The sequence below is a fragment of the Streptomyces sp. 150FB genome (genome assembly GCF_000818195.1).
Classification (GTDB): Bacteria; Actinomycetota; Actinomycetes; order Streptomycetales; family Streptomycetaceae; genus Streptomyces.
Genome location: NZ_JTHL01000001.1, coordinates 7,744,808 through 7,764,779, shown reverse-complemented (window position 1 = coordinate 7,764,779; position 19,972 = coordinate 7,744,808). Strand labels below are relative to the sequence as shown.

Genomic DNA, 19,972 nt, shown 5'->3' with positions numbered 1-19,972 from the left:
CCCGCCGCTATCGGCTCGCGGCGTCGATCAGGGCGGTCAGCTCCGCGACCGGCATGGAGCCTGCCGCCCGGTGCTCGCGGGCGAAGGCGTTGGCGACGCGCTGGAGTGTGTCGTTGACCGGGGTGGGGACCCCGTGGAGCCGGCCGAGCAGTGAGATCTCGCCGTTGAGGTAGTCGGTCTCGATCGTGCCGGTCCCCCGGCTCAGGCTCTGCCAGGACGAACCGCCGGTGCGCTCGGTGCCCTCGAAGGTGACCCGGCCGCCGCGCGCCTCCTCCTGCTCCTCCGGGCTCGCCGCTTCGATCCCGGCCGCCGCGAGCACGGCCCGGCCCTCGGCGACCGTACGCCCGGCGAGCGCGGCCCCCGCGTCACCGCCGTTGATCAGTCCGCTGACCGCTTCGATCGCGTTGGCGCAGTTGCTGAGGAGCTTCGCGTACTTCCAGCGCATCGGGTCGGCGACGACCGGCGCCAGCAGCTTGGACTTCTCCAGGTCGGCCGCGATGTCGGTGACCGTGTCGTCGGTACCCGACGGATAGCGGCCGACATGCAGCATGCCGGTGTACGGCGCGCCCAGCGCGGAGACCTCACCGGGTTCGATGTAGGTGGCCGGCAGCCAGACGCACATGGCGTACACGCGGCGGAAGCGGCGCAGCGCGAGGCGTTCGCCCTCGACCCCGTTCTGCGCGCAGACGAGCGGGAGCAACTCCCCCGCCGTACCGCCGCCCTCGACCGGCCGTGCGGACCAGGCGTCCAGCGCGGCCACGCTGTCCTGTGTCTTCACGGAGAGCAACAGCACGTCGTCGGCGCGCAGGTCGACCTGCTCGGGCCCGTCGGCGACGGGCAGGCGGTGGACCTCGGTGCCGTCGGACGTGGTGAGTGTGAGACCGCGCCCGCGAAGCGCGTCGTGGTGTGCGCCGCGGGCCACGAGCACCACATCGTGCCCGCTCTCGGCCAGCCGGCCGCCGATGGCGCCGCCGACGGCTCCTGCCCCGATGATGATGTAGCGCATCTCGACTCCGTTCGGTACGGCCTCGCCGGGACCGCGCCGGTGACGGGGAGGTCCGGAAAACCCCAGCATAGGTGAGGGGTTCCGGGCGCCGGCGACCGCGTCTGCCCCCTTGTGGTGGGTTATGTGTGGTGGGTTATGTGTCCTGGGTTATGCGACCGGGCGCTGTCCGGCCCGGAGGCTGATCATGTACCCAGCCGGTTGATCTCCGGGCTGTGCAGGATGTGCGGGCCCTCGCCGCGCAGCCCCACCACGGCGAGCATGGCCCGGCCGAGGTGTTCCGTCGTTGTGGTCTGTTTCGGCAGCAGCCTGCGCAGTACGGGGTACAGCCACGCGGTCAGCCCGTACAGCACCCGGTACATCGGGGTGCGTGAGGTCGCGCCGTTGCGCGGCTGGATGTAGCCGGGGCGGAACATGTAGGCGCGCAGGTCCATCGCCAACAGCTCGTTCTCCGTACGGCCCTTGACGCGCGCCCACATCGAACGCCCCCGCTCCGTGCTGTCCGTGCCCTCCCCCGAGACATAGACGAAGGTCAACTCCCGCCCGTTGGAAGCGAGCGCGCGGGCGGCGGCGAGCGGGTAGTCGTGGGTGATCGTGCGGTACTCCTCCTCGCTCCGGCCCGCCGCGGACACACCGAGGCAGAAGAAGCAGGCGTCCAGGCCCGTCAACTCGCCCTCGATCGCGCTGAGATCGGTGAAGTCCTCGTGGACGATCTCACGCACCTTGGGGTGGTGTCCCGAGGTGGCGCGCCGGCTCACCAGCAGGACGCTCTCCACCTGGTCGTCCAGCACACACTCCCGTAGTACGCCTTGTCCGACCATGCCGGACGCTCCGAAGACGATGACCTTCACGCTGACTACCTCTGCTCGGCACAACACTCCCTCTGACCCGCGCTCCAAGTATGGCGCGGGGGCGCGCGCGGCGGCCTCGAACGGTGCCCGGTAGCGTCAAGTGCATGGATCAGGACGCCTTTCTGCTCGGCGGCGAGCTGCCCGTACGGCGTATCGGTTTCGGTACGGCGCAGCTCACCGGTTCCGGCTACTGGGGCCCGCGCGGCGAGCGCGCGGAGGCCGTCGGGGTGCTGCGGCGGGCCGTCGAGCGCGGCGTGACGCTCATCGACACGGCCGACAACTACGGCCCCGGGCTCGCCGAGGAGCTGGTCGCCGAGGCGCTGCACCCGTACCCGGCGGACCTCGTCGTCGCGACCAAGGGCGGGGTGGTGCGTACGAGCGCGAGCGCCTGGCACGTCGACGGGCGGCCCGAGCGGCTGCGCGCCGCGTGCGAGGCGAGTCTGCGCCGGCTGCGTACGGACCGGATCGGGCTGTACCAGTTGCACCGGCTGGACCCCGCCGTACCGATGGCCGATCAGCTCGGCGCCCTGGATGACCTGCGGCGTGAAGGTAAGCTCGAACACATCGGCCTGGACACCATTACCGCCGACGAGCTGGAGCAGGCGCTGTCCCTGACCGGGATCGCCGCCGTGCAGAACCGTTTCAACCTCATCGACCGCGCGTCGGAGGCGGTCCTGAAGGTCTGCGAGGCACACGGCCTCGCTTTCCTGCCCTGGTTCCCGCTCGCCAACGGCGCGCTGACGGCCGAGGCCGATTCGGCGCTCGCCGAGGTCGCCGGGCGCCATGGCGCGGGACGGGGGCAGATCGCCCTGGCCTGGCTGCTGCACCGCTCCCCCGTACTGTGCCCCACCCCCGGCACGGGATCGATCGTCCATCTCGAAGAGAACCTCCTCGCCGCCGAGGTCCGGCTCTCCGCCGGGGACATGGAGCGCCTGGACGCGCTCGCCCCCGGGGATGTGGCACCCGAACTGCCCGCCTGACCCCGCCCAGCCGCCTGACTCGATCCGCCCGCGTGACCCGTTCTACCCGTTCAGCCTGTTCGACCTGTTCGACCGTTTGAAGGAGCACATCCGAATGACCACCACCGTCGTGCGCGTGGACGATATCGATGTCGTCCGTCAGGGCAATCTGCTGCTCGACTCGATCTCACTGACCGTGCGCGAGGGCGAACACTGGGCGCTGCTCGGGGCCAACGGCGCCGGCAAGAGCACCCTGCTCGGGATGGTGGGAGCGGTGACGCATCCGACCCGTGGCACGGTCGAGATCCTCGGCGAAACGCTCGGCCGGGTCGACCTGCGTGAGCTGCGGACCCTGCTCGGCCATGTGAATCCGCGCCATCCACTCCACTCGCCGCTGCGGGTGAGCGATGTGGTCCTGACCGGTCTGACGAACTCCGTCGAGCCGGTGCCGCGCTGGTCACCCACGCCGGCGGAGCGCGCGGAGGCGGACCGGCTGCTGTCCATGCTGGGCATGGCGGGCAAGGCGGAGATGCGGTGGCCGACCCTGTCGCAGGGTGAGCGCGGCCGTACGCTCATCGCCCGCTCCCTGATGCCCAAGCCACGGCTGCTGCTCCTCGACGAGCCGGCCACCGGTCTTGATCTCGCCGCCCGCGAGCAGTTGCTCAGCGCCCTGGACACACTGCGGCTCGAACATCCGGAGCTGGCGACGGTGCTGGTCACGCACCATCTGGAGGAGCTGCCCGCCTCCACCACCCACGCCATGCTGCTGCGCGCCGGACAGTGCGTGGGTTCGGGTCCCGCCGACGAGGTGCTCACCACCGACCGGGTCAGCAAGTGTTTCGACCATCCGGTACGGATCTCCCGCACCGACGGGCGGTGGTCGGCGCGCGCCGAGCGGGTCGCCCCGGCGGCGTAGGGCCCGGCGGCGTAGGGCCGGCGGCATAAGGCCCTGTGACGTGGGGGCCCGGCGGCGTAAGCCCCCGCCCGCCTTTGGAGGTCAGCCCGACATGTCTCCCGAGCTGATCAGCGTGCCCTGGTGGAAGTAGAGCAGCCAGTGGCCGTCGCACAGCCGCCACAGCGAACTGCGGTGCGCGCGGCGCCCGTTGGAGTCGGCGTCGAAGGTCACGTGCACCAGGCCCGGAGCGAGCTGGACCCCCTTCATATGGGTGACCGTGACCGGGCGGGTCGCGGTGGCCCCGCGCGATCTGAGTTCGGCGACGAGCGTGATCCGGTCCCAGGACCGGCCCGACGAGCCGAAGGCCCTGAAGGCGGGGTCGAGCAGCTCTTCGAGCTGCTCGGGGGAGGTGTGGACCGCCGGATCGAGGAAGCGCAGCTCACACTCGATGGCGGCGTCGACGGCGGAAGTGGTCTCAGTCATGGGTCAGCTCCACCAGTTGGGCGACGGTGTTCCAGTTGCGGCTGGTGGCGACGAGGCCCTTGAACAGGGCGGGTCTCGACAGCGCGGCGGAGAGCTTGGAACGCCCGAGGCCGTCGGGGGCGTACAGATACAGCGCCCGGTCACCGAGCCTGAACTCCTCCGGGAGATAGACGGCGGGGTCGAGCGAGGCGACCCGCTCGGGACCCACGGGCCCGGAGAAGAACGTCACGTGCAACTGCTTGCCCTCAAGTTTGTCGGCGGGGAAAGGGCAGGCGTCAGCCACGGCGCGCAGATACGCGCCGGAGCGTACGAGTGTGTCGACGGCGAAGCCGAAGCGCTCTTCGATGGCGCGCTCCAGATCGACGGCCAGGGCCTGTTCGTCGTCCGATTCGGCGGTGAACACGGCGTTGCCGCTCTGGAGATGGGTACGGACGGCGCCGTGCCCGAGGCCCGTGAGCACCTCGCGGAGGCTCGCCATCGGGACTTTCCGTCGGCCGCTCACATTGATCCCGCGCAGCAGGGCGGCGTACGTCGTCGTCATGTACTCACGATAGGACGAGTACCGCGTCGCGGGGGCCCCGGCACGAGCGAGGCGGCCGCCCCGGCCCCCGGGGAGGGCGTGGCGGCCGCCTGCGCGCGTACGGTCCTCGCGGTGTGCGGGGTGCCCGCTACTCGATGATCTTGAGCAGTTTGTTCGGCGTGCCTTCGGTGGCGTTCGTGATGGCGTCCGGCGTGGCGCCACCGGTCAGGGCGGTGGCGACCTCGGCCGGGGTCGCTTCCGGGTGCCCCGCGAGGTAGAGGGCCGCTGCGCCCACGACGTGCGGAGTGGCCATGGAGGTGCCGGACATGATCGTGGTGGCGTCGTCGGCGGTGTTGTAGTCGGAGACGATGTTGGAGCCCGGTGCGTAGAGGTCCACGAGCGGGCCGAAGTTGGAGAAGACCGACTGGCTGTCGTCCTGGTCGGCGGCGGCCACGGTGATGGCCTCCCCGACATCGGCCGGCGAGGACTGGCTCGCGTCGAGGGTGTCGTTCCCCGCGGCGACCCCGAAGGTGACACCGGATGCGATGGCTCCCCGTACAGCCTGGTCGATGATGGGGTCGGGCGGGCCGCCGAGGCTCATATTGGCGACGGACGGGCCCTGGTGGTGGGCGGTGACCCAGTCGACACCGGCGACGACCTGTTCCGTGGTGCCGTGGCCGGTGTCGTCGAGGACCCGTACGGCGACGATCGACGCGTTCTTCGCCACGCCGTGCTCGGTGCCGGCGATGGTCCCCGCGACATGTGTGCCGTGGCCGTACCCGTCGTCGGCCGTGTTGTCGTCGTCCACGGCGTCGTAGCCGTAGGTCGCGCGGCCCCCGAAGTCCTGGTGCGTGATCCGGACGCCGGTGTCGATCACGTACGCGGTGACGCCCTGGCCCGCGCTGTCGGGGTAGGTGTAGGCGTTGTCGCCGGTGGTGGCGGTCTGGTCGATCCGGTCGAGACCCCAGGACGGCGGGTTGTCCTGGGTGGCGTCGACGCTGAACGTGTGGTTCTGGACGACCTTGTCGACGGCCGGGTCGGCGGCGAGCCGCTTGGCCTCCGTCTCGGTGAGTCCGGCGGCGGCGAAGCCGTCGACAGCGGAGTCGTAGGCGCGGGTGAGCCGGCCGCCGTACGAGTCGGCCAGTTCCTTCTTGTCGGCCCTCGTGTCGGACTTCCCGTAGGTCTGCTTGTCCAGCGTCACGAGATAGCTGCCCGCGACCGCGCCGGGGACGCCGGTCCCGTACACCACTCCTCGCGCGGGTACCGCGCCCGCCGTGGGGGAGGCGAGTGCGGTGACCGCCGCTGCGGCGGCTGCGGCGGATATGACCGCGGTGAGTTTGAACCGGCGCGAACGCTTTTGAATTGTCATGGAGAGGGGACTCCTCGTCACCGTCTGTGGGGGGAAGGTCCGCCGGACGAACGAACTCCGGTGGACCGGCTCAAAACGATGGCTGATTGACGCGCACAGATCAAGACCACGGCTCCGCATACCGGGCGGCGATGAGGTCGGCCGAAGGCGAGTGACTTCGGCGGAGGGGGCTGACGATCCCGTTCGACGCGCGGGACCTTCCGGGATACGCGGCGGGAGTGTTCGACCACCTCGCCGGCCAGCCGGCGCTGATGCGCATGGTCCTGTGGAAGCAGCTCGAACGGCCGGAGCACACCGACCACGAACGTACGGTCTACGGGCGCATCGTGGACGCGCTGGTCACCACCTACGACCTCGCCCCCGGCGGCTCGTCCGCCCAGGCCGCCGAGCGCGCCCAGGATCTGCTGTTCGCCGTCCTCGGCCTGGCCACGGCACCGTTCACTCTGGCGCCCTCCGCCGCGCAGCCGGCCCGGTCGTCGGAGCGGTCGGTCCAGCAGCGCCAGGACCTCCACCGGGCCGTCTCCACCATCGCCGCGAACCTCACCCTCCGAGCCGGAGCACGGGCGACAGACGAAGGGTGAGCGGCGGGTCAGCCCGGCAGGGCCGCCTCGACCAGGTCGGCCGCCCGCCGCGTACCGCCCTCGGACGCCATCTCCCGGCCGATCTCATCGAGCCTGCGTGCCACTTCGGGATCGGCGGAGAGGGCGAGGACCGCCTCGCGCAGCGCCTCCGGTGTCGCGTCGGCGGTGTCGATACGGCGGGCCACACCGAGCGACACCAGCATGTCGGCGTTGCCGAACTGGTCGACCGCCTGCGGCACGGCGACCATCGGCGTACCCGTGGCGAGTCCCTCCTGACTGCCGCCGGCGCCCGCGTGCGTGATGAAGACATCCGCCTGCCGGAGGACGGAGAGCTGCGGAACCCAGTGGCACACCTCCACATGGGCCGGTACGTCGCCGAGTTCGGACTCGTCCACGCTCTTGCCGATCTGAAGCACGACGTGCCAGCCGGGGAGGTCTCTGAAAGCCTCCACGCACGCCCGGTAGAACGCGGGCTGCTTGGTGAAGGACGAGCCGAGCGAGACGAGCAGCACCTTCTCCGCGCCGTCGGGACGCACCCACTCCCCCTGGTCGGCGCGGTCGCCCTGGCAGGCGCCGACGAAGGTGTAGACGGATTCGTTCACCAGGTCGGCCTTGGGCTGGAGCGCCTTGGGGATCAGCACGAGACAGCGGTCGGGGCGGCCCATGAAACGCTCGACGTCGATGGTGATGCCGTTCTCGGCGATCCACCCGGCGAAGGTGTCGTAGAAGGCCTTCCCGCGCGGCGTCCGCTTGAGCGGCTCGAACATCGGCTTGCCGATCTCCTCCTCGTACCCCTCCCAGGCGACGAGGTTCGGCGAGAACTGCACGATCGGCACGCCCCAGCGGTGCGCGAGGACCCGGGCCGGGTAGGACGTGATGTCGTACAGCACGAGATCCGGCACATCGTCCTCGAACGCCTCGGCGAGCTGCGGCAGCGCCTGGATCGCGTCGGTGAGGAACGGCTCGATGTTCTCGATCAGCGTGGTGCCCCATGCCGCCGGGTCGTCGTCGGGTCCCGGCAGGAGCGAGGTGTAGATCACGGGGTCCGCGCCGGCCGCCGCCACCTTCTCGGCGAAGGAGGCGGGGATCGCGTAGCTGACCCGGTGGCCACGGGCGACGAGCTCCCTGATGATCTCAAGACTCGGGTTCACGTGCCCGTGGGCGGCGATGGAGAACATGGCGATATGGGCACGCTTCGATGCGGTCATGGCCTCACGGTAGGCGAGACGAGACGTCTCGTGCAATGAGTTTTCCGGTGCCGAGCGCCAGGCACCTGAGGTGCTCGTGACGTGTACCGCGGCCTGTCAGCGCTGATATCTGGCCAGCACCAGATTCCCGTCCTTCACCAGGCGCTTCTTCAGCTCCCCCGCGTCGATCCCGCCGCTGTAGTACTCCTGCAACGCGGGTGTCGCCACCTTGTCCTTCCACTCCGGATAGCCGCGCACCGACTGCGCCGGCGCCGAACGCAGGTCATGTGCGAGGTCCGCGCCGGTCGCCCAGCCGTCCTTCGCGGTGTGCAGTGACGGGTCGGCCAGCGCCCGCGTACCCGTCGGGAGCAGCCAGTCGCCCTTCGCGAGCCGCACCATGTTCGCCGGCTGGAGGAGGAAGTCGATGAACTCCGCCGCCTCCTTCTTGTGCGGGCTGTCCTCGGCGACGGAGAGGGTCTGCGGGCTCACGCCCTGTTCCAGCGTGCCCTGTTCGCCGGCCGGCGCCGGGAGCACCGTCCACTCGAAACCCTTCGGCGCCTGCTGGATGATCTGCTGACGGTACGAGAAGCCCAGCGGGACCATCGCGTACTTGCCGCCGAAGAGGCCGGGCAGCGCGTCCGAGCCTCCCATGCCGAGCGTGGACGCCGCGGCGGTCCTGTCCGTGTTGACCTGGGCGCGGATGGTGTCGGGGACCACCGCGTCACCGGCCGTGTAACTGACGGTCGTCTTCCCTTCGGCGTCCTGGTGGAAGAGCTGTCCGCCCGTCGACAGGCCGAGGTTGAGGGTGGCGGAGACCGGCTCCTTGAGCGGCCAGGCGACGGCGTACTTCCCGGCGCCCATCCGCGCCGTCAGCCGCTTGGAGGCCGTACGGAACTCGGGCCAGCTCCAGGGCTTCGCCACGGTCGGGATCCGTACGCCCGACGCTTCGAGCAGTTTCTTGTTGGCGATCAGTACGCGTGGCTCCTGGAGGAAGGGGACACCGTACACACCGCCGTCGAACGTCGCCGTCTCCCAACTCCGGGCGGGGATGCCCCGCTTGATGCGGTCGGGCAGCAGTGTGCTCAGATCGGCGAGGTCACCGCCGTAGGCGAAGTCGGCGAGGTCGTCGGTGGCGTCATGGATGATGTCCGGCGCCTCACCGCCCTCGAAGGAGGTGAGGAGCTGGTCGTGAACGGTGTCCCAGCTCCCCTGGACGTACTCGACGTGGACGTCCGGACGCGCGGCGTTCCACTCGTTCACCAGCTCCTTGTTGACCTGGACCGACTCGTCCTGCCAGGCGAGGGACTGGAAGCGCAGGGTGATCGCGCCGCCGCGCGCCTCGCCGCCCCCGGAGCAGCCGGCGAGCAGCAGGGCGAACGCGGCGGCGGCCGCGCCGGCGAGCCTGACGCCGCGCATCAGCTCTTCACCGCCCCGGCCAGCATGCCGCTCGTGATGTGACGCTGGATGATCGCGAAGATGACGAGCGAGGGAAGCGTCGCGAGGAAGGCGGCGGCGGCGAGCGGCCCCAGATCGGCCACCCCCTCCGCGCCCAGGAAGTGGGTGAGGACGACCGGCAAGGTCTGCTTCTCCGGGGTCTTGAGCAGGACGAGCGCGAAGAAGAACTCGTTCCACGCGGTGATGAAGGCGAACAGCGCGGTCGCGACGATGCCCGGCGCCAGCAGCGGGGCGGTGACGGAGACGAGCGTACGGAGCCGGGTCGCGCCGTCGACGGCCGCGGCCTCCTCCAGCTCGACCGGTACGGCCCGTACGTAACCGACCAGCATCCAGAGCGCGAACGGCAGCGCCCACACGACGTACACCAGGATCAGCCCGACGAGGGAGTCGATCAGGTGGAGGTTCTTCAGGACGAGGAACAGCGGAATGATCACCAGCACGAACGGGAACGCCTGGCTGATCACGACCCAGCCGGTCGCCGCCGTCGAGATCTTGCCGCGGTGACGGGCCATCACATACGCCATCGGGGTCGCGACGACCACCGCGATCAGGCCCGCGGAGAGGGCTGCGATCAGGCTGTTGGCGGCGGCCCGCAGCAGGGGCTGTTCGTCGAAGGCCTGCCGGAAGTTGCCGAGGGTGGGGTGGTGCGGGATCCAGGTGGGGTGCAGGCTGCCGATTTCCGTGGCCGGCTTGAACGCCGTGGAGATCAGCCACAGGAAGGGGAAGGCGAGGAAGACGAGGTAGCACAGCAGCGCGAGGTACTGGCCGGAGCGGGCGGATCTGCTCGTACGCAGACTCATCTGTCGTCCCCTCCCTTGAGTCGTCCGACGAGGTGGAAGGCGAGGACCACGGAGATCACGGCGACCATGGCGCAGCCCATGGCGGCCGCGTAGCCGAACTGGCCGTAGCGGAAGGCCTCTTCGTAGGCGAAGAGCATCGGCAGCCGGGTCCGGCCGCCGGGCCCGCCGTTGGTCAGCACATAGACCAGGGCGAAGGAGTTGAAGTTCCAGATGAAGTTGAGCGCGGTGATGGCGAGCGCTACGGGTCTGAGCGCGGGCCAGGTGACGCTGCGGAAGCGGCGCCAGGCGCCGGCACCGTCGAGCGCCGCCGCCTCCTGGAGTTCGTACGGGGCGTTCTGGAGTCCGGCCAGCAGAGCGACGGTGGTCTGCGGCATGCCGGCCCAGATGCCGACGACGATCACGGCGGGCAGCGCGGTGGCGAGGCCGGTCAGCCAGGCACGTCCTTCACCGAGGCCCAGATCGCGGAGCGTCTCGTTGAGGATGCCGGCGTCGGGGTTGTAGACGAGCCGCCACATGATGCCGACGACGACCTCGGGCATGGCCCAGGGGACGATCGCGAGCGCGCGGGCCAGCCAGCGGAAGCGGAGGTTCTGGTTGAGCAGCAGCGCGAGGCCGAGCGCGAGCAGGAACTGCGGGACGGTCACCCCGACCGCCCACAGCAGCCCGATCCCGAACGAGTCCCAGAACAGGGAGTCGTGGATCAGATCCTGGAAGTTCAGCAGCCCGATCCACTCGGTCGGCTGGGTGCGGCCCGACTGCGAGTCGGTGAAGGCGAGCGCGATGCCGTAGAGCAGCGGTCCCACGCTGAGCACGAGGATCGGGATGAGCGCGGGAAGGACCAGGAACCAGGCTCCATGGTCCGTGGTTCTTCCGGACCGCGTCGTCGCGGTCGCCGAGGTCACTGATTCGACTCCTTCGGGCGGCTTGTCATGGTCCGGCCGCCCTGGCGGCCCCCGTCATCGTGCGGACGGGCCATCCGTTCGTCAAGACAACCGGCTCGGATGCGAGACTTTGCCGGATTCGTACGGGGAGATCCGTACGGCGAGATCGGTACAACGCGAGTCGTACAACGAGGTCCGACAACGAGGTCCGACAACGAACGGGAGCGGGTGGAGCACGCGATGGACGAGGTGCGGGCGCGGGAGATCCTGGCGGCGGCGGGGCTGCCGGACGGCGCCGGGCTGCTGGCACTCGGCGAGAACGCGGTGTTCGCGGCGGGCGATCTGGTCGTCAAGGTGGGCCGGGACGCGACGCGGGAGACGGAACTGCTCGACCGGGCCGGGCGGGAGGTCGCGACCGCCTCCTGGCTCGCGGAGTGCGGCATCCCCGCCGTACGGGCGGCGGCGGACGAGGCACGGTCGGTCGACGGCCACCCGGTCACCCTCTGGCACCGGCTGCCGGACGCCGTACGCCCGGCGGGCCCTACGGACCTGGCGTCGCTGCTGCGGCTGGTCCACGCCCTGCCGTCGCCCTCCTTCCCGCTCCCCCGCCGGGACCTGCTGGGTGGCGTCGAACGCTGGCTGCGCCTCGCGGGCACCGCGATCGACCCGGCGGACGCCGCGTACCTGCGCGAGCGCAGGGACGGCTTCGCGACGGCGGCGGCCGCCCTGACCCCGCACCTCCCGGTCGGCCCGATCCACGGCGACGCGCTGCCGCGCAACGTCCATGTGGGCCCCGAAGGACCGGTGTTGGTCGACCTGGAGACGTTCGCCTCGGACTTCCGCGAACACGACCTGGTGGTGATGGCCCTGTCCCGCGACCGCTACGGGCTGCCGCCCGAGTCGTACGACGCGTTCACCGGGACGTACGGCTGGGACGTGCGGACCTGGGAGGGCTGCGAGGTCCTGCGAGGCGCCCGCGAAACGGCAAGCTGCGCATGGGTGGCCCAACACGCCCCGACGAACCCGAAGGCCCTCGCCGAATTCACCCGCAGGGTCGCGTCGTTGCGCGACGGCGACCCGCAGGTGCGCTGGTACCCGTTCTGAGGGACGGCTTCCGGGAGGCTCGGACCAGCCCCTCACCACCCGGTTGACCTGCAAGATCCGAACGTCGGCGTCGGAGTCGGCGTCAGGCCCTAAGGCGCCGTCAGCGCGTGCGGGCGTAGTGGCCAGGTGGTGTCCACCACCGCTTCCGTGTTGCCCTTCTTCCGCAGGAACGCCTGGAAGTTGACCGCCCACTCCGCGTACCACCGGATCTGGCGCGCGTGCAGTTCCGTCGCCGCCAGTTCGGCCACCGACGCGTGCCGGGCGGCTATCGCCGTCGCGACCCTTACCGCTGCCAGCGCGTCGGCCACCGCCTCGTGGGCGGTGTCCAGTACCACTCCGTACTCAGTGCAGACCGCCTCCAGCGTGCGCTTGCCCTTTCGGTAGCGGTCGACGGCGCGGTCGATGGTGTACGGGTCGATCACCGGGCCGATCGGGTCGAGTGGCGGCAGGCCGTGCCTGCGCAGTTCGGCGGAGAGCAGTGTCAGGTCGAACGGCGCGTTGTACGCGACGACCGGCACCCCCCGTGTCCAGTACTCGGCGAGGACTTCAGCGATCTCTCCCGCCACCTCACGCGCCGGACGGCCTTCCGAGGCCGCGCGCTCGCTGCTGATGCCGTGCACCGCTGACGCCTGAGCGGGGATCAGGATGCCCGGGTCGGCCAGCCAGGTCCGCTCGCGTATCACCTCGCCGTCCCTGACCTCGACGACCGCCGCCGTCACGATCCGCGCCTCCAGCGGCTCGGTGCCCGTCGTCTCCAGGTCGAATCCGACCAGCGACTCCCCGTACCACGTCATCGTGCCCCTCCCTCATGATGCTGTGCCGCATCCCCCGCCGGCCCCGTGGTGATCCACGGAGTGGTTCCCCGTGGTGTTTCCCCGTGGACTTTCACCTTGTCACCCGGCACTGACAACCGGCCTTCAGCCGTGCAGCCGGGAAACAGGTCAGGAGTCCGGTCAGGAGACAGGACGCGAGTCCGACCAGAACGACTCGAACTCCTCGCGGTACGTCTGGAAGAGACCCCGCTCGGTGTCCTGGCCCGGCCGTACGACCTCGCGGCCGCCGCCCCGCAGCACCAGCACGGGCGCCTCCATGCCCCGCGCCTTGCGCAGGTACGACTGGACGACGGCGAGCCCGTCGGGGCCGTCGCCGTCGACGAGGTACGCGGTGAAGCGAGGGGTCTCGTCGAAGACATGGATCTCGAACGCGCCCGGATCGCGCAACTGGGCGCGTACCCGGCGCATATGGAGGATGTTCATCTCGACCGTGCGGCTCAGCTCGGCCTTCTTGAGCCCCAGTTCGCGTTCGCGCCGCCTGACGGCGCTGCTCGCGGGGTTGAGGAAGACCAGCCGTATCCGGCAGCCCGACTCGGCGAGGCGGATCAGTCGGCGGCCGGAGAAGTTCTGCACGAGCAGGTTCAGGCCGATGCCGATGGCGTCGACCCGCCGTGCTCCGCCGAAGAGGTCCTCGGCGGGGATCTGGCGCTGGAGTCTGACCCGGTCGGAGTGGACGGAGACCACATCCGCGTACCGGTCGCCGACCAGTTCCTCGACGGCGTCGACCGGCAGCCTGTTCGCGGCCGCGGCCGAGCCGCTGCCGCCGCCCAGGATCTCCAGCAGCCGGGCCGAGGCGCGCTCCGCCTGGGCCAGGACGGTCTCGGAGAGCGCGCGGTTGCGGGAGACGACGTTCCGCGCGACCTCCAGCTCGTCGAGCGCCAGCTCCACGTCCCTGCGGTCGTCGAAGTAGGGCTCGAAGCACGGCCAGTGCTGGACCATCAGCTCCCGCAGTTGCGGCAGGGTCAGGAAGCTCAGGACGTTGTCGTCGGCCGGGTCGAGGAGATAGCCCTTGCGCCGGGAGACCTCCCGTACGGCGACGGCCCGCTGGACCCACTCCTGGCCGGCCGGACCGGCCGCGGCGACCACCCACTCCTCGCCGTGCACCGGCTCGTAGATGGGCCGCAGGACGGCGGCGACCACGGCACGCAGCCGCTGCTCCACCAGGTTGAGCCAGATGTACGCGCGTCCGGCGCGCTGTGCGCGCGTACGCACCTCGCTCCAGGCTTCCGCGCCCCAGTCCAGTTCCGCCCCGATCTCCATCGGCCGTGCGACGGAGACCGCTCCGGGCGGAATGTCGCCGGAGACCCCGTCGTGACCTGTGTCACCGGGGGGTAGCTCCAGCCCTCCCGAGCTCACCCGCGCACCGCCTTCCCTCCTACGCGCAACGTTCCCTTCAACGATCAAGGAAGGGTACTCCGGGAAACCGGAGCGGTGCAGCTCGATGCACAGGCTCCTCTCGTAACTCCGATATCCATGAACGCGGTTCCCCGCGGGGAACTCCGGCACCATGGTCCGATTCGAGGCGTTTGCACCGATGTGCTCCGGTCGCGCCCCTGTCGCACGCCCCGTCCGTCCGCCCGGGCACTGCTCCCGTGCGCGGGTCCACGTCACGGGTTACGCCGCGTAACGTGAAGTTGACTCCGGCAAGAACCCCCCGGGTTCCTAGGTGGTTGCCCGTTTTTCGGGGAAGATCTCAACTCAAGTGCCCCGCAGCACCCGGATCAGAAATGGAAGAGTCATATCTATGCAGGTCTGGCCGGGACAGACGTATCCCCTCGGTGCCACGTACGACGGCGCCGGCACCAATTTCGCGGTCTACTCAGAGGTCGCCGACCGGATCGAGTTGTGCCTCCTGCACGACGACGGTTCAGAAACGGCGGTGGAACTGCGCGAATCCGACGCGTTCGTGCGGCACGCCTACCTGCCCGGCATCATGCCGGGGCAGCGCTACGGCTTCCGCGTCCACGGACCCTACGAGCCGGAGAACGGGCACCGTTGCAACTCCTCGAAGCTGCTCCTCGATCCGTACGCCCGTGCGGTCAGCGGCAGCGTGGAGTGGAACGAGTCCGTGTACGGCTACCACTTCGGCAAACCCGAGTCGCGCAACGACATGGACTCGGCGCCGCACACGATGTCCTCCGTCGTCGTCAACCCGTACTTCGACTGGGGCGACGACCGGCTGCCCCGGACCGAATATCACAAGACCGTGCTCTACGAGGCCCATGTGAAGGGCCTCACCATGCTCCACCCCGAGCTGCCGGAGGAGCTGCGCGGTACGTACGCCGGGCTGGCCCATCCGGCTGTGATCAACCACCTGACAGAACTCGGCGTCACGGCGCTGGAGCTGATGCCCGTACACCAGTTCGTCAACGATCACCGGCTGGTGGACTCCGGCCTCGCGAACTACTGGGGCTACAACACCATCGGTTTCTTCGCGCCGCACAACACGTACGCGTCCTGGGGCGACCGGGGCGAACAGGTCCTGGAGTTCAAGCAGGCCGTGAAGGCGCTGCACCAGGCCGGCATCGAGGTCATCCTCGACGTCGTCTACAACCACACCGCCGAGGGCAACCACCTCGGCCCGACGCTGTCGTTCCGGGGTCTGGACAACGCCCAGTACTACCGGCTCAGCGAGGACGCCCGTTACTACACGGACACCACGGGGACCGGCAACTCCCTGCTGATGCGCAGCCCCCACGTACTCCAGCTCATCATGGACTCGCTGCGGTACTGGGTGACCGAGATGCATGTCGACGGGTTCCGCTTCGACCTCGCTGCGACGCTGGCGCGGCAGTTCCACGAGGTGGACCGGCTGTCGTCGTTCTTCGATCTCGTGCAGCAGGACCCGGTGGTCAGCCAGGTGAAGCTGATCGCCGAGCCGTGGGACGTGGGCGAGGGCGGCTATCAGGTGGGGAACTTCCCGCCGCTGTGGACCGAGTGGAACGGTAAGTACCGCGACACCGTACGGGATCTGTGGCGCGGCGAGCCCCGGACGCTGGCCGAGTTCGCCTCGCGGCTCACCGGGTCGTCCGACCTCTACCAGGACGACGGCCGCCGGCCACTGGCCTCCATCAACTTCACCACCTGCCACGACGGCTTCACCCTGCACGACCTGGTCTCGTACAACGACAAGCACAACGAGGCCAACGGCGAGGGCAACAGGGACGGCGAGAGCCACAACCGGTCCTGGAACTGCGGGGCCGAGGGCGAGACCGACGATGCCGGGATCGTGGAGCTGCGCAACCGCCAGATGCGTAACTTCATCGCGACGCTGATGCTGTCGCAGGGCGTTCCGATGCTCAGCCACGGCGACGAGTTCGCCCGTACGCAGGGCGGCAACAACAACGCGTACTGCCAGGACAACGAGGTCTCCTGGGTCCGCTGGCCGGAGCCGGGCGCCGAGACCGACAACAGCATGCTCGCTTTCACCCAGGCCATGGCGGGGCTGCGGCGGGACCACCCGGTCTTCCGGCGGCGGCGGTTCTTCCACGGACGGCCGGTGGAGGGGACGCACGACGAGCTGTCGGACATCTCGTGGTTCACCCCTGAGGGTGAGGAGATGACGCAAGAGGACTGGCAGGCCGCCCACGCCAAGGCGATGACGGTCTTCCTCAACGGCGGCGCCATCTCGGAGCCGGGGCCGCGCGGCGAGCGGATCTCGGACGACTCGTTCCTGATGATGTTCAACGCGAGCAGCGAGGTGCTGGAGTTCGCTGTGCCGGTCGGCCACGGCGAGCAGTGGCAGGTCGTCGTGGACACGTCGCAGTCGGAGGTCGTACCGCCCGGACAGGGGGCGAAGGTCGACGGCGGTGAGCACCTCACCATGATCGGCCGGAGTATGACGGTGCTGATGCGCCCGGCGTAGCGGGTGCACATCCAGGAAGTGGGGCCGCGCGGCGAAAATCGATTGCCGCGCGGCCCTCGCGATGTTCCAGTGACCGGATGGATCACACAGCGGTACTGGCAGTGTTCGACCGGGAGATGCGCCAGGACCCGGCGCCCGACGGCACAGGCGCCCGGGTCGAGCGGACCGGGCAGGTCGTACGGCAGGTCGGCTCGGAGCACGACTGGAACGGCGTCCTCTGGTCGGGTCTCGGCGCGGACACCACCGACAACACGGACGCGGCGATCGCGGCGCAGATCGACTTCTTCTCCGCCCTCGGGCGCGAGTTCGAGTGGAAGCTGTACGCGCACGACGAACCCTCCGACCTCGCCGAGCGGCTGCTGTCCGCCGGCTTCACGGCCGAGCCGACGGAGTCGCTCATGGTCGCCGAGGTCCGGGATCTGCCGACGGAGGTCGTCCTTCCGGACGGCGTACGGCTGCGGCCGGTGACCGACGCGGCCGGCATGGAGATCCTGGCGGACGTGCACGGGCAGGCCTTCGGGATGACCGGTACGTCGTACCGCGAGCGGCTGCTGACCCAGCTCGCCGACGCCCCCGACACCGTGGAAGCCGTTGTCGCGCTGGCCGGCGAGGCGCCGGACGAGGTGCCGGTGTGCGCGGCGCGCATGGAGCTGCCGCCGGGCAAGCAGTTCGCCGGGCTCTGGGGCGGCGGCACCGTGGAGGCGTGGCGCGGCAGGGGCATCTACCGCGCGCTGATCGCCCACCGGGCCGGGATCGCCGCCGCGCGCGGCTACCGCTATCTCCAGGTGGACGCACTGGATTCGAGCCGCCCGATCCTGCACCGGCTGGGCTTCGCTACGCTGAGCACGACCACACCGTACGTGTACAAGCCGTAGTGCCGAGTCGCGGACAAGCAGCTTCCGCCCCTGCGCATGACCGGCTGGCACAGAAGCCGCAGAGCGGGGTACGAACGTTCGTATGACGCCCACCGCGACCTACCGGCTCCAGTTGCAGCCGGACTTCCCCTTCGCAGCCGCCGCGAAACGGGTGCCCTATCTCGCCGCGATCGGCGTCTCGCACCTGCACCTGTCGCCGGTGCTCGAAGCCGTACCCGGCTCGGAGCACGGCTACGACGTCGTCGACCACTCCCGCGTCCGCGAGGAGCTGGGCGGCGAGGAGGGGCTGCGGAAACTGGCCGAGCGGGCCCGTGAGTACGGCCTCGGTCTCGTCCTCGACATCGTGCCCAACCACATGGCCGCGGCCCCCCGCCACAACAAGGCCCTGTGGGAGGTGCTGCGGGAGGGCGAGGCCTCCCCGTACGCCCGCTGGTTCGACATCGACTGGCGGGCGGGCGACGGCAAGGTGCTGCTCCCCGTCCTTCCGGGGCCCATCGGTGAGGAGCTGGCGGCGCTGCGGGTCGAGGACGGCATGCTGCACCACGGCGAGCAGCGGTTCCCGCTGGCCGAGGGCACCGGGGAGCTGCCGCTGCCCGCCTTGCTCGACGCCCAGCACTACCGGCTCGCCTGGTGGCGGCTGGCCCGCACGGAGCTGAACTACCGGCGCTTCTTCACCATCTCGGACCTGATCGGGGTACGGGTCGAGGACCCGGAGGTCTTCGAGGCGACCCATGGCAAGATCCTGGAGCTGGTGCGGGACGGCGTTGTCGAGGGCCTGCGCATCGACCACCCGGACGGGCTCGCCGACCCCGGCGAGTATCTGCGCCGGCTCCACGAGGCCGCGGGCGACGACTGCTGGATCGTCGTGGAGAAGATCCTCGCCGACGACGAGCCGCTGCCCGCCGACTGGCAGGTGGCGGGCACCACCGGGTACGACGCGCTGCGCCATGTCGACGGTCTCTTCACCGACCCGGTGGGCGCGGAGGTGCTGGAGCGGCGCTATCGCGAGTTCACCACCCCGCCGGGCGACCGGGGCGGCTACTGGGAGGCGACGGTCCGAAGGGCCGCGTACAAAGTGGTCGTCCATGAACTGGTCGCCGAGACGGAGTTCCTGGTTCGGGCGGCCGGCCGTATCTGCGCCGCCGACCCCGCGCTGCGGGACCACGCGCCGTGGGCGCTGCGCACGGCGCTCCGCGAGCTGCTCGTACGCGTGCCCGTCTACCGCCCGTACGTGACGGCGGGCGGCCCCGTCTCGGCGGCGGCCAGGGCGGCGGTGTCCGACGAGGCCGTACGCCAGGCGAAGGCGTCGTTCGCCGTCGAGGGCGAGGCCGCGGCCGTCGACGTCGTGCGGCGACTGGCGCTCGGCGAGCTGGGGACGGGACCCGATCACATCGCGTTCTGCGCGCGCTTCGCCCAGACCGCGTCGGCGCTGCGCGCCAAGTCCGTGGAGGACACCGCCTTCTACCGCTTCCTGCCGCTGCTCTCGGCGAACGAGGTGGGCGGCGACCCGGGGGCGCCGGCCGTCAGCCCGGAGCGCTTCCACGCGTACTGCGCGCGGATCGCGCGCGACTGGCCGGCCACCGGCACGGTCCTGACCACGCACGACACCAAGCGAAGCGCGGACGTACGGGCCGGAATCGCGGTCCTCTCCGAGTGCCCGAGGTGGTGGGACGAACTCCTCGAACAGGTCGCGGGCGTGGCCGCGCCCGATCCGCATGTGGCATGGGCGGCCTGGCAGACGGCGGTCGGTTTCACACCGGCGGGAGATGTGCCGGCGCTGGACTCCACCGAGGGCGGCGCTTCGCTGGCCGGGGCGCCGGACGGGACGCGGATGGCGCCCGCGGTGCTGAAGTCCGTACGGGAAGCGGGGCTGCGCACGAGCTGGACGGAGTCCGACCCGGCGTACGAGAAGGCCGTGGAGGGCTTCGTCGAGGCGGGCCCGGCAGGGGCGGCACGGCGTACGATCGCCGCTTTCACACGGGCGCTGGCGCCGTACGTACGCGCGAGCGCGCTCGGCGCCGCGCTGGTGCAGCTCACCATGCCGGGTGTGCCGGACCTCTACCAGAACACGGAGCGCGAGTACTTCGCGCTGGTCGACCCGGACAACCGGCGGCCGTTCAGGACGGGACCGCCCGACGAGAAGACCGTGGTCACGACGGTGGCGCTGGGGCTGCGCGCCGCGCGGCCCGAGGTTTTCGGCCCGTCGGGGACGTACGCGCCGCTGAGCGCGACCGGGCAGGCCGCCGACCACCTCCTGGCGTTCTGCCGCTCCGGCGATGTGGTCACGGCCGTCACCCGGCTGCCGCTGCGG

Annotated in this window: 18 protein-coding genes; 7 read left to right on the top strand and 11 right to left on the bottom strand. The window is 70.4% G+C overall.

Annotated elements, in window-relative coordinates:
• Positions 1-7 precede the first annotated feature (7 nt).
• Both QR77_RS33320 and QR77_RS33315 read right to left on the bottom strand, forming a co-directional pair.
• A complete protein-coding gene (locus tag QR77_RS33320; protein WP_040025764.1) occupies positions 8-1,006 on the bottom strand; it encodes a 2-dehydropantoate 2-reductase N-terminal domain-containing protein in 999 nt (332 codons plus the stop codon).
• Positions 1,007-1,188: 182 nt separating this feature from the next.
• Positions 1,189-1,854 (bottom strand): NAD-dependent epimerase/dehydratase family protein, encoded by a 666-nt coding sequence (locus QR77_RS33315; protein ID WP_040025763.1) that lies wholly within the window; start codon positions 1,852-1,854, stop codon positions 1,189-1,191.
• Positions 1,855-1,958: 104 nt separating this feature from the next.
• On the opposite strand from QR77_RS33315, the gene QR77_RS33310 reads away from it, so the two are divergent.
• Both QR77_RS33310 and QR77_RS33305 read left to right on the top strand, forming a co-directional pair.
• Entirely contained in the window at positions 1,959-2,834 is an 876-nt protein-coding gene (locus QR77_RS33310; RefSeq protein WP_040025762.1) for an aldo/keto reductase, read from the top strand.
• Between the two features lie 94 nt (positions 2,835-2,928).
• Complete coding sequence (locus QR77_RS33305) at positions 2,929-3,729, top strand: ATP-binding cassette domain-containing protein (RefSeq protein WP_040029070.1); 801 nt, start codon at positions 2,929-2,931, stop codon at positions 3,727-3,729.
• 81 nt (positions 3,730-3,810) lie between these two features.
• On the opposite strand, the gene QR77_RS33300 is transcribed toward QR77_RS33305, so the two are convergent.
• The 3 genes from QR77_RS33300 to QR77_RS33290 form a co-directional block, all read right to left on the bottom strand.
• Positions 3,811-4,191: a DUF4440 domain-containing protein gene (locus QR77_RS33300; protein ID WP_040025761.1), complete on the bottom strand. Its 381-nt coding sequence runs from the start codon at positions 4,189-4,191 to the stop codon at positions 3,811-3,813.
• On the bottom strand, positions 4,184-4,732 hold the full coding sequence (locus QR77_RS33295; RefSeq protein WP_040025760.1) for a DUF1697 domain-containing protein: 549 nt from the start codon (positions 4,730-4,732) through the stop codon (positions 4,184-4,186). Before QR77_RS33295 ends, QR77_RS33300 begins: the two co-directional genes overlap by 8 nt.
• 127 nt (positions 4,733-4,859) lie before the next feature.
• Positions 4,860-6,080: a S8 family peptidase gene (locus QR77_RS33290; protein WP_040025759.1), complete on the bottom strand. Its 1,221-nt coding sequence runs from the start codon at positions 6,078-6,080 to the stop codon at positions 4,860-4,862.
• A gap of 170 nt (positions 6,081-6,250) precedes the next feature.
• On the opposite strand from QR77_RS33290, the gene QR77_RS42520 reads away from it, so the two are divergent.
• Positions 6,251-6,661, top strand: a complete 411-nt coding sequence (locus QR77_RS42520) for a hypothetical protein (RefSeq protein ID WP_160311021.1) — start codon at positions 6,251-6,253, stop codon at positions 6,659-6,661.
• A gap of 8 nt (positions 6,662-6,669) precedes the next feature.
• Here the strand turns inward: QR77_RS42520 and mgt are convergent, their stop codons facing one another.
• The 4 genes from mgt to QR77_RS33265 all read right to left on the bottom strand — a co-directional run bounded on the left by mgt (position 6,670) and on the right by QR77_RS33265 (position 11,005).
• Positions 6,670-7,869, bottom strand: a complete 1,200-nt coding sequence (gene mgt / locus QR77_RS33280) for a macrolide-inactivating glycosyltransferase (RefSeq protein ID WP_040025757.1) — start codon at positions 7,867-7,869, stop codon at positions 6,670-6,672.
• Between the two features lie 96 nt (positions 7,870-7,965).
• On the bottom strand, positions 7,966-9,264 hold the full coding sequence (locus QR77_RS33275; protein ID WP_040025756.1) for an extracellular solute-binding protein: 1,299 nt from the start codon (positions 9,262-9,264) through the stop codon (positions 7,966-7,968).
• Entirely contained in the window at positions 9,264-10,103 is an 840-nt protein-coding gene (locus QR77_RS33270) for a carbohydrate ABC transporter permease (RefSeq protein ID WP_040025755.1), read from the bottom strand. The genes QR77_RS33275 and QR77_RS33270 overlap by 1 nt, the downstream gene beginning before the upstream one ends.
• Entirely contained in the window at positions 10,100-11,005 is a 906-nt protein-coding gene (locus QR77_RS33265; RefSeq protein WP_040025754.1) for a sugar ABC transporter permease, read from the bottom strand. The genes QR77_RS33270 and QR77_RS33265 overlap by 4 nt, the downstream gene beginning before the upstream one ends.
• Positions 11,006-11,224: 219 nt before the next feature.
• Between QR77_RS33265 and QR77_RS33260 the strand changes: the two genes are divergently transcribed.
• The gene (locus tag QR77_RS33260) at positions 11,225-12,088 is read left to right on the top strand and encodes an aminoglycoside phosphotransferase family protein (RefSeq protein WP_040029068.1); all 864 of its coding nucleotides are present in this window, start codon (positions 11,225-11,227) and stop codon (positions 12,086-12,088) included.
• 89 nt (positions 12,089-12,177) lie between these two features.
• On the opposite strand, the gene QR77_RS33255 is transcribed toward QR77_RS33260, so the two are convergent.
• Together QR77_RS33255 and QR77_RS33250 are read right to left on the bottom strand one after the other, a co-directional pair.
• Positions 12,178-12,882, bottom strand: a complete 705-nt coding sequence (locus QR77_RS33255; RefSeq protein ID WP_040025753.1) for a 3'-5' exonuclease — start codon at positions 12,880-12,882, stop codon at positions 12,178-12,180.
• A gap of 159 nt (positions 12,883-13,041) precedes the next feature.
• Positions 13,042-14,277 (bottom strand): SAV2148 family HEPN domain-containing protein, encoded by a 1,236-nt coding sequence (locus QR77_RS33250; protein ID WP_052489240.1) that lies wholly within the window; start codon positions 14,275-14,277, stop codon positions 13,042-13,044.
• 388 nt (positions 14,278-14,665) lie between these two features.
• On the opposite strand from QR77_RS33250, the gene glgX reads away from it, so the two are divergent.
• The 3 genes from glgX to treY all read left to right on the top strand — a co-directional run.
• On the top strand, positions 14,666-16,786 hold the full coding sequence (gene glgX / locus QR77_RS33245) for a glycogen debranching protein GlgX (protein ID WP_040025751.1): 2,121 nt from the start codon (positions 14,666-14,668) through the stop codon (positions 16,784-16,786).
• Positions 16,787-16,863: 77 nt separating this feature from the next.
• Positions 16,864-17,661, top strand: a complete 798-nt coding sequence (locus tag QR77_RS33240; RefSeq protein ID WP_040025750.1) for a GCN5 family acetyltransferase — start codon at positions 16,864-16,866, stop codon at positions 17,659-17,661.
• A gap of 82 nt (positions 17,662-17,743) precedes the next feature.
• On the top strand, positions 17,744-19,972 hold a 2,229-nt coding region (gene treY, locus QR77_RS33235), incomplete at its 3' end, for a malto-oligosyltrehalose synthase (RefSeq protein ID WP_040025749.1).

Bases quoted from the DNA above. Each gene is read 5' to 3' on its own strand.
- mgt (WP_040025757.1), bottom strand. From the start codon at position 7,869: ATGACCGCATCGAAGCGTGCCCATATCGCCATGTTCTCCATCGCCGCC.
- QR77_RS33310 (WP_040025762.1), top strand. From the start codon at position 1,959: ATGGATCAGGACGCCTTTCTGCTCGGCGGCGAGCTGCCCGTACGGCGT.
- QR77_RS33255 (WP_040025753.1), bottom strand. From the start codon at position 12,882: ATGACGTGGTACGGGGAGTCGCTGGTCGGATTCGACCTGGAGACGACG.
- glgX (WP_040025751.1), top strand. From the start codon at position 14,666: ATGCAGGTCTGGCCGGGACAGACGTATCCCCTCGGTGCCACGTACGAC.
- QR77_RS33240 (WP_040025750.1), top strand. From the start codon at position 16,864: ATGGATCACACAGCGGTACTGGCAGTGTTCGACCGGGAGATGCGCCAG.
- QR77_RS33290 (WP_040025759.1), bottom strand. From the start codon at position 6,080: ATGACAATTCAAAAGCGTTCGCGCCGGTTCAAACTCACCGCGGTCATA.
- QR77_RS33305 (WP_040029070.1), top strand. From the start codon at position 2,929: ATGACCACCACCGTCGTGCGCGTGGACGATATCGATGTCGTCCGTCAG.
- QR77_RS33320 (WP_040025764.1), bottom strand. From the start codon at position 1,006: ATGCGCTACATCATCATCGGGGCAGGAGCCGTCGGCGGCGCCATCGGC.
- QR77_RS33295 (WP_040025760.1), bottom strand. From the start codon at position 4,732: ATGACGACGACGTACGCCGCCCTGCTGCGCGGGATCAATGTGAGCGGC.
- QR77_RS33300 (WP_040025761.1), bottom strand. From the start codon at position 4,191: ATGACTGAGACCACTTCCGCCGTCGACGCCGCCATCGAGTGTGAGCTG.
- QR77_RS33270 (WP_040025755.1), bottom strand. From the start codon at position 10,103: ATGAGTCTGCGTACGAGCAGATCCGCCCGCTCCGGCCAGTACCTCGCG.
- QR77_RS33260 (WP_040029068.1), top strand. From the start codon at position 11,225: ATGGACGAGGTGCGGGCGCGGGAGATCCTGGCGGCGGCGGGGCTGCCG.
- QR77_RS33275 (WP_040025756.1), bottom strand. From the start codon at position 9,264: ATGCGCGGCGTCAGGCTCGCCGGCGCGGCCGCCGCCGCGTTCGCCCTG.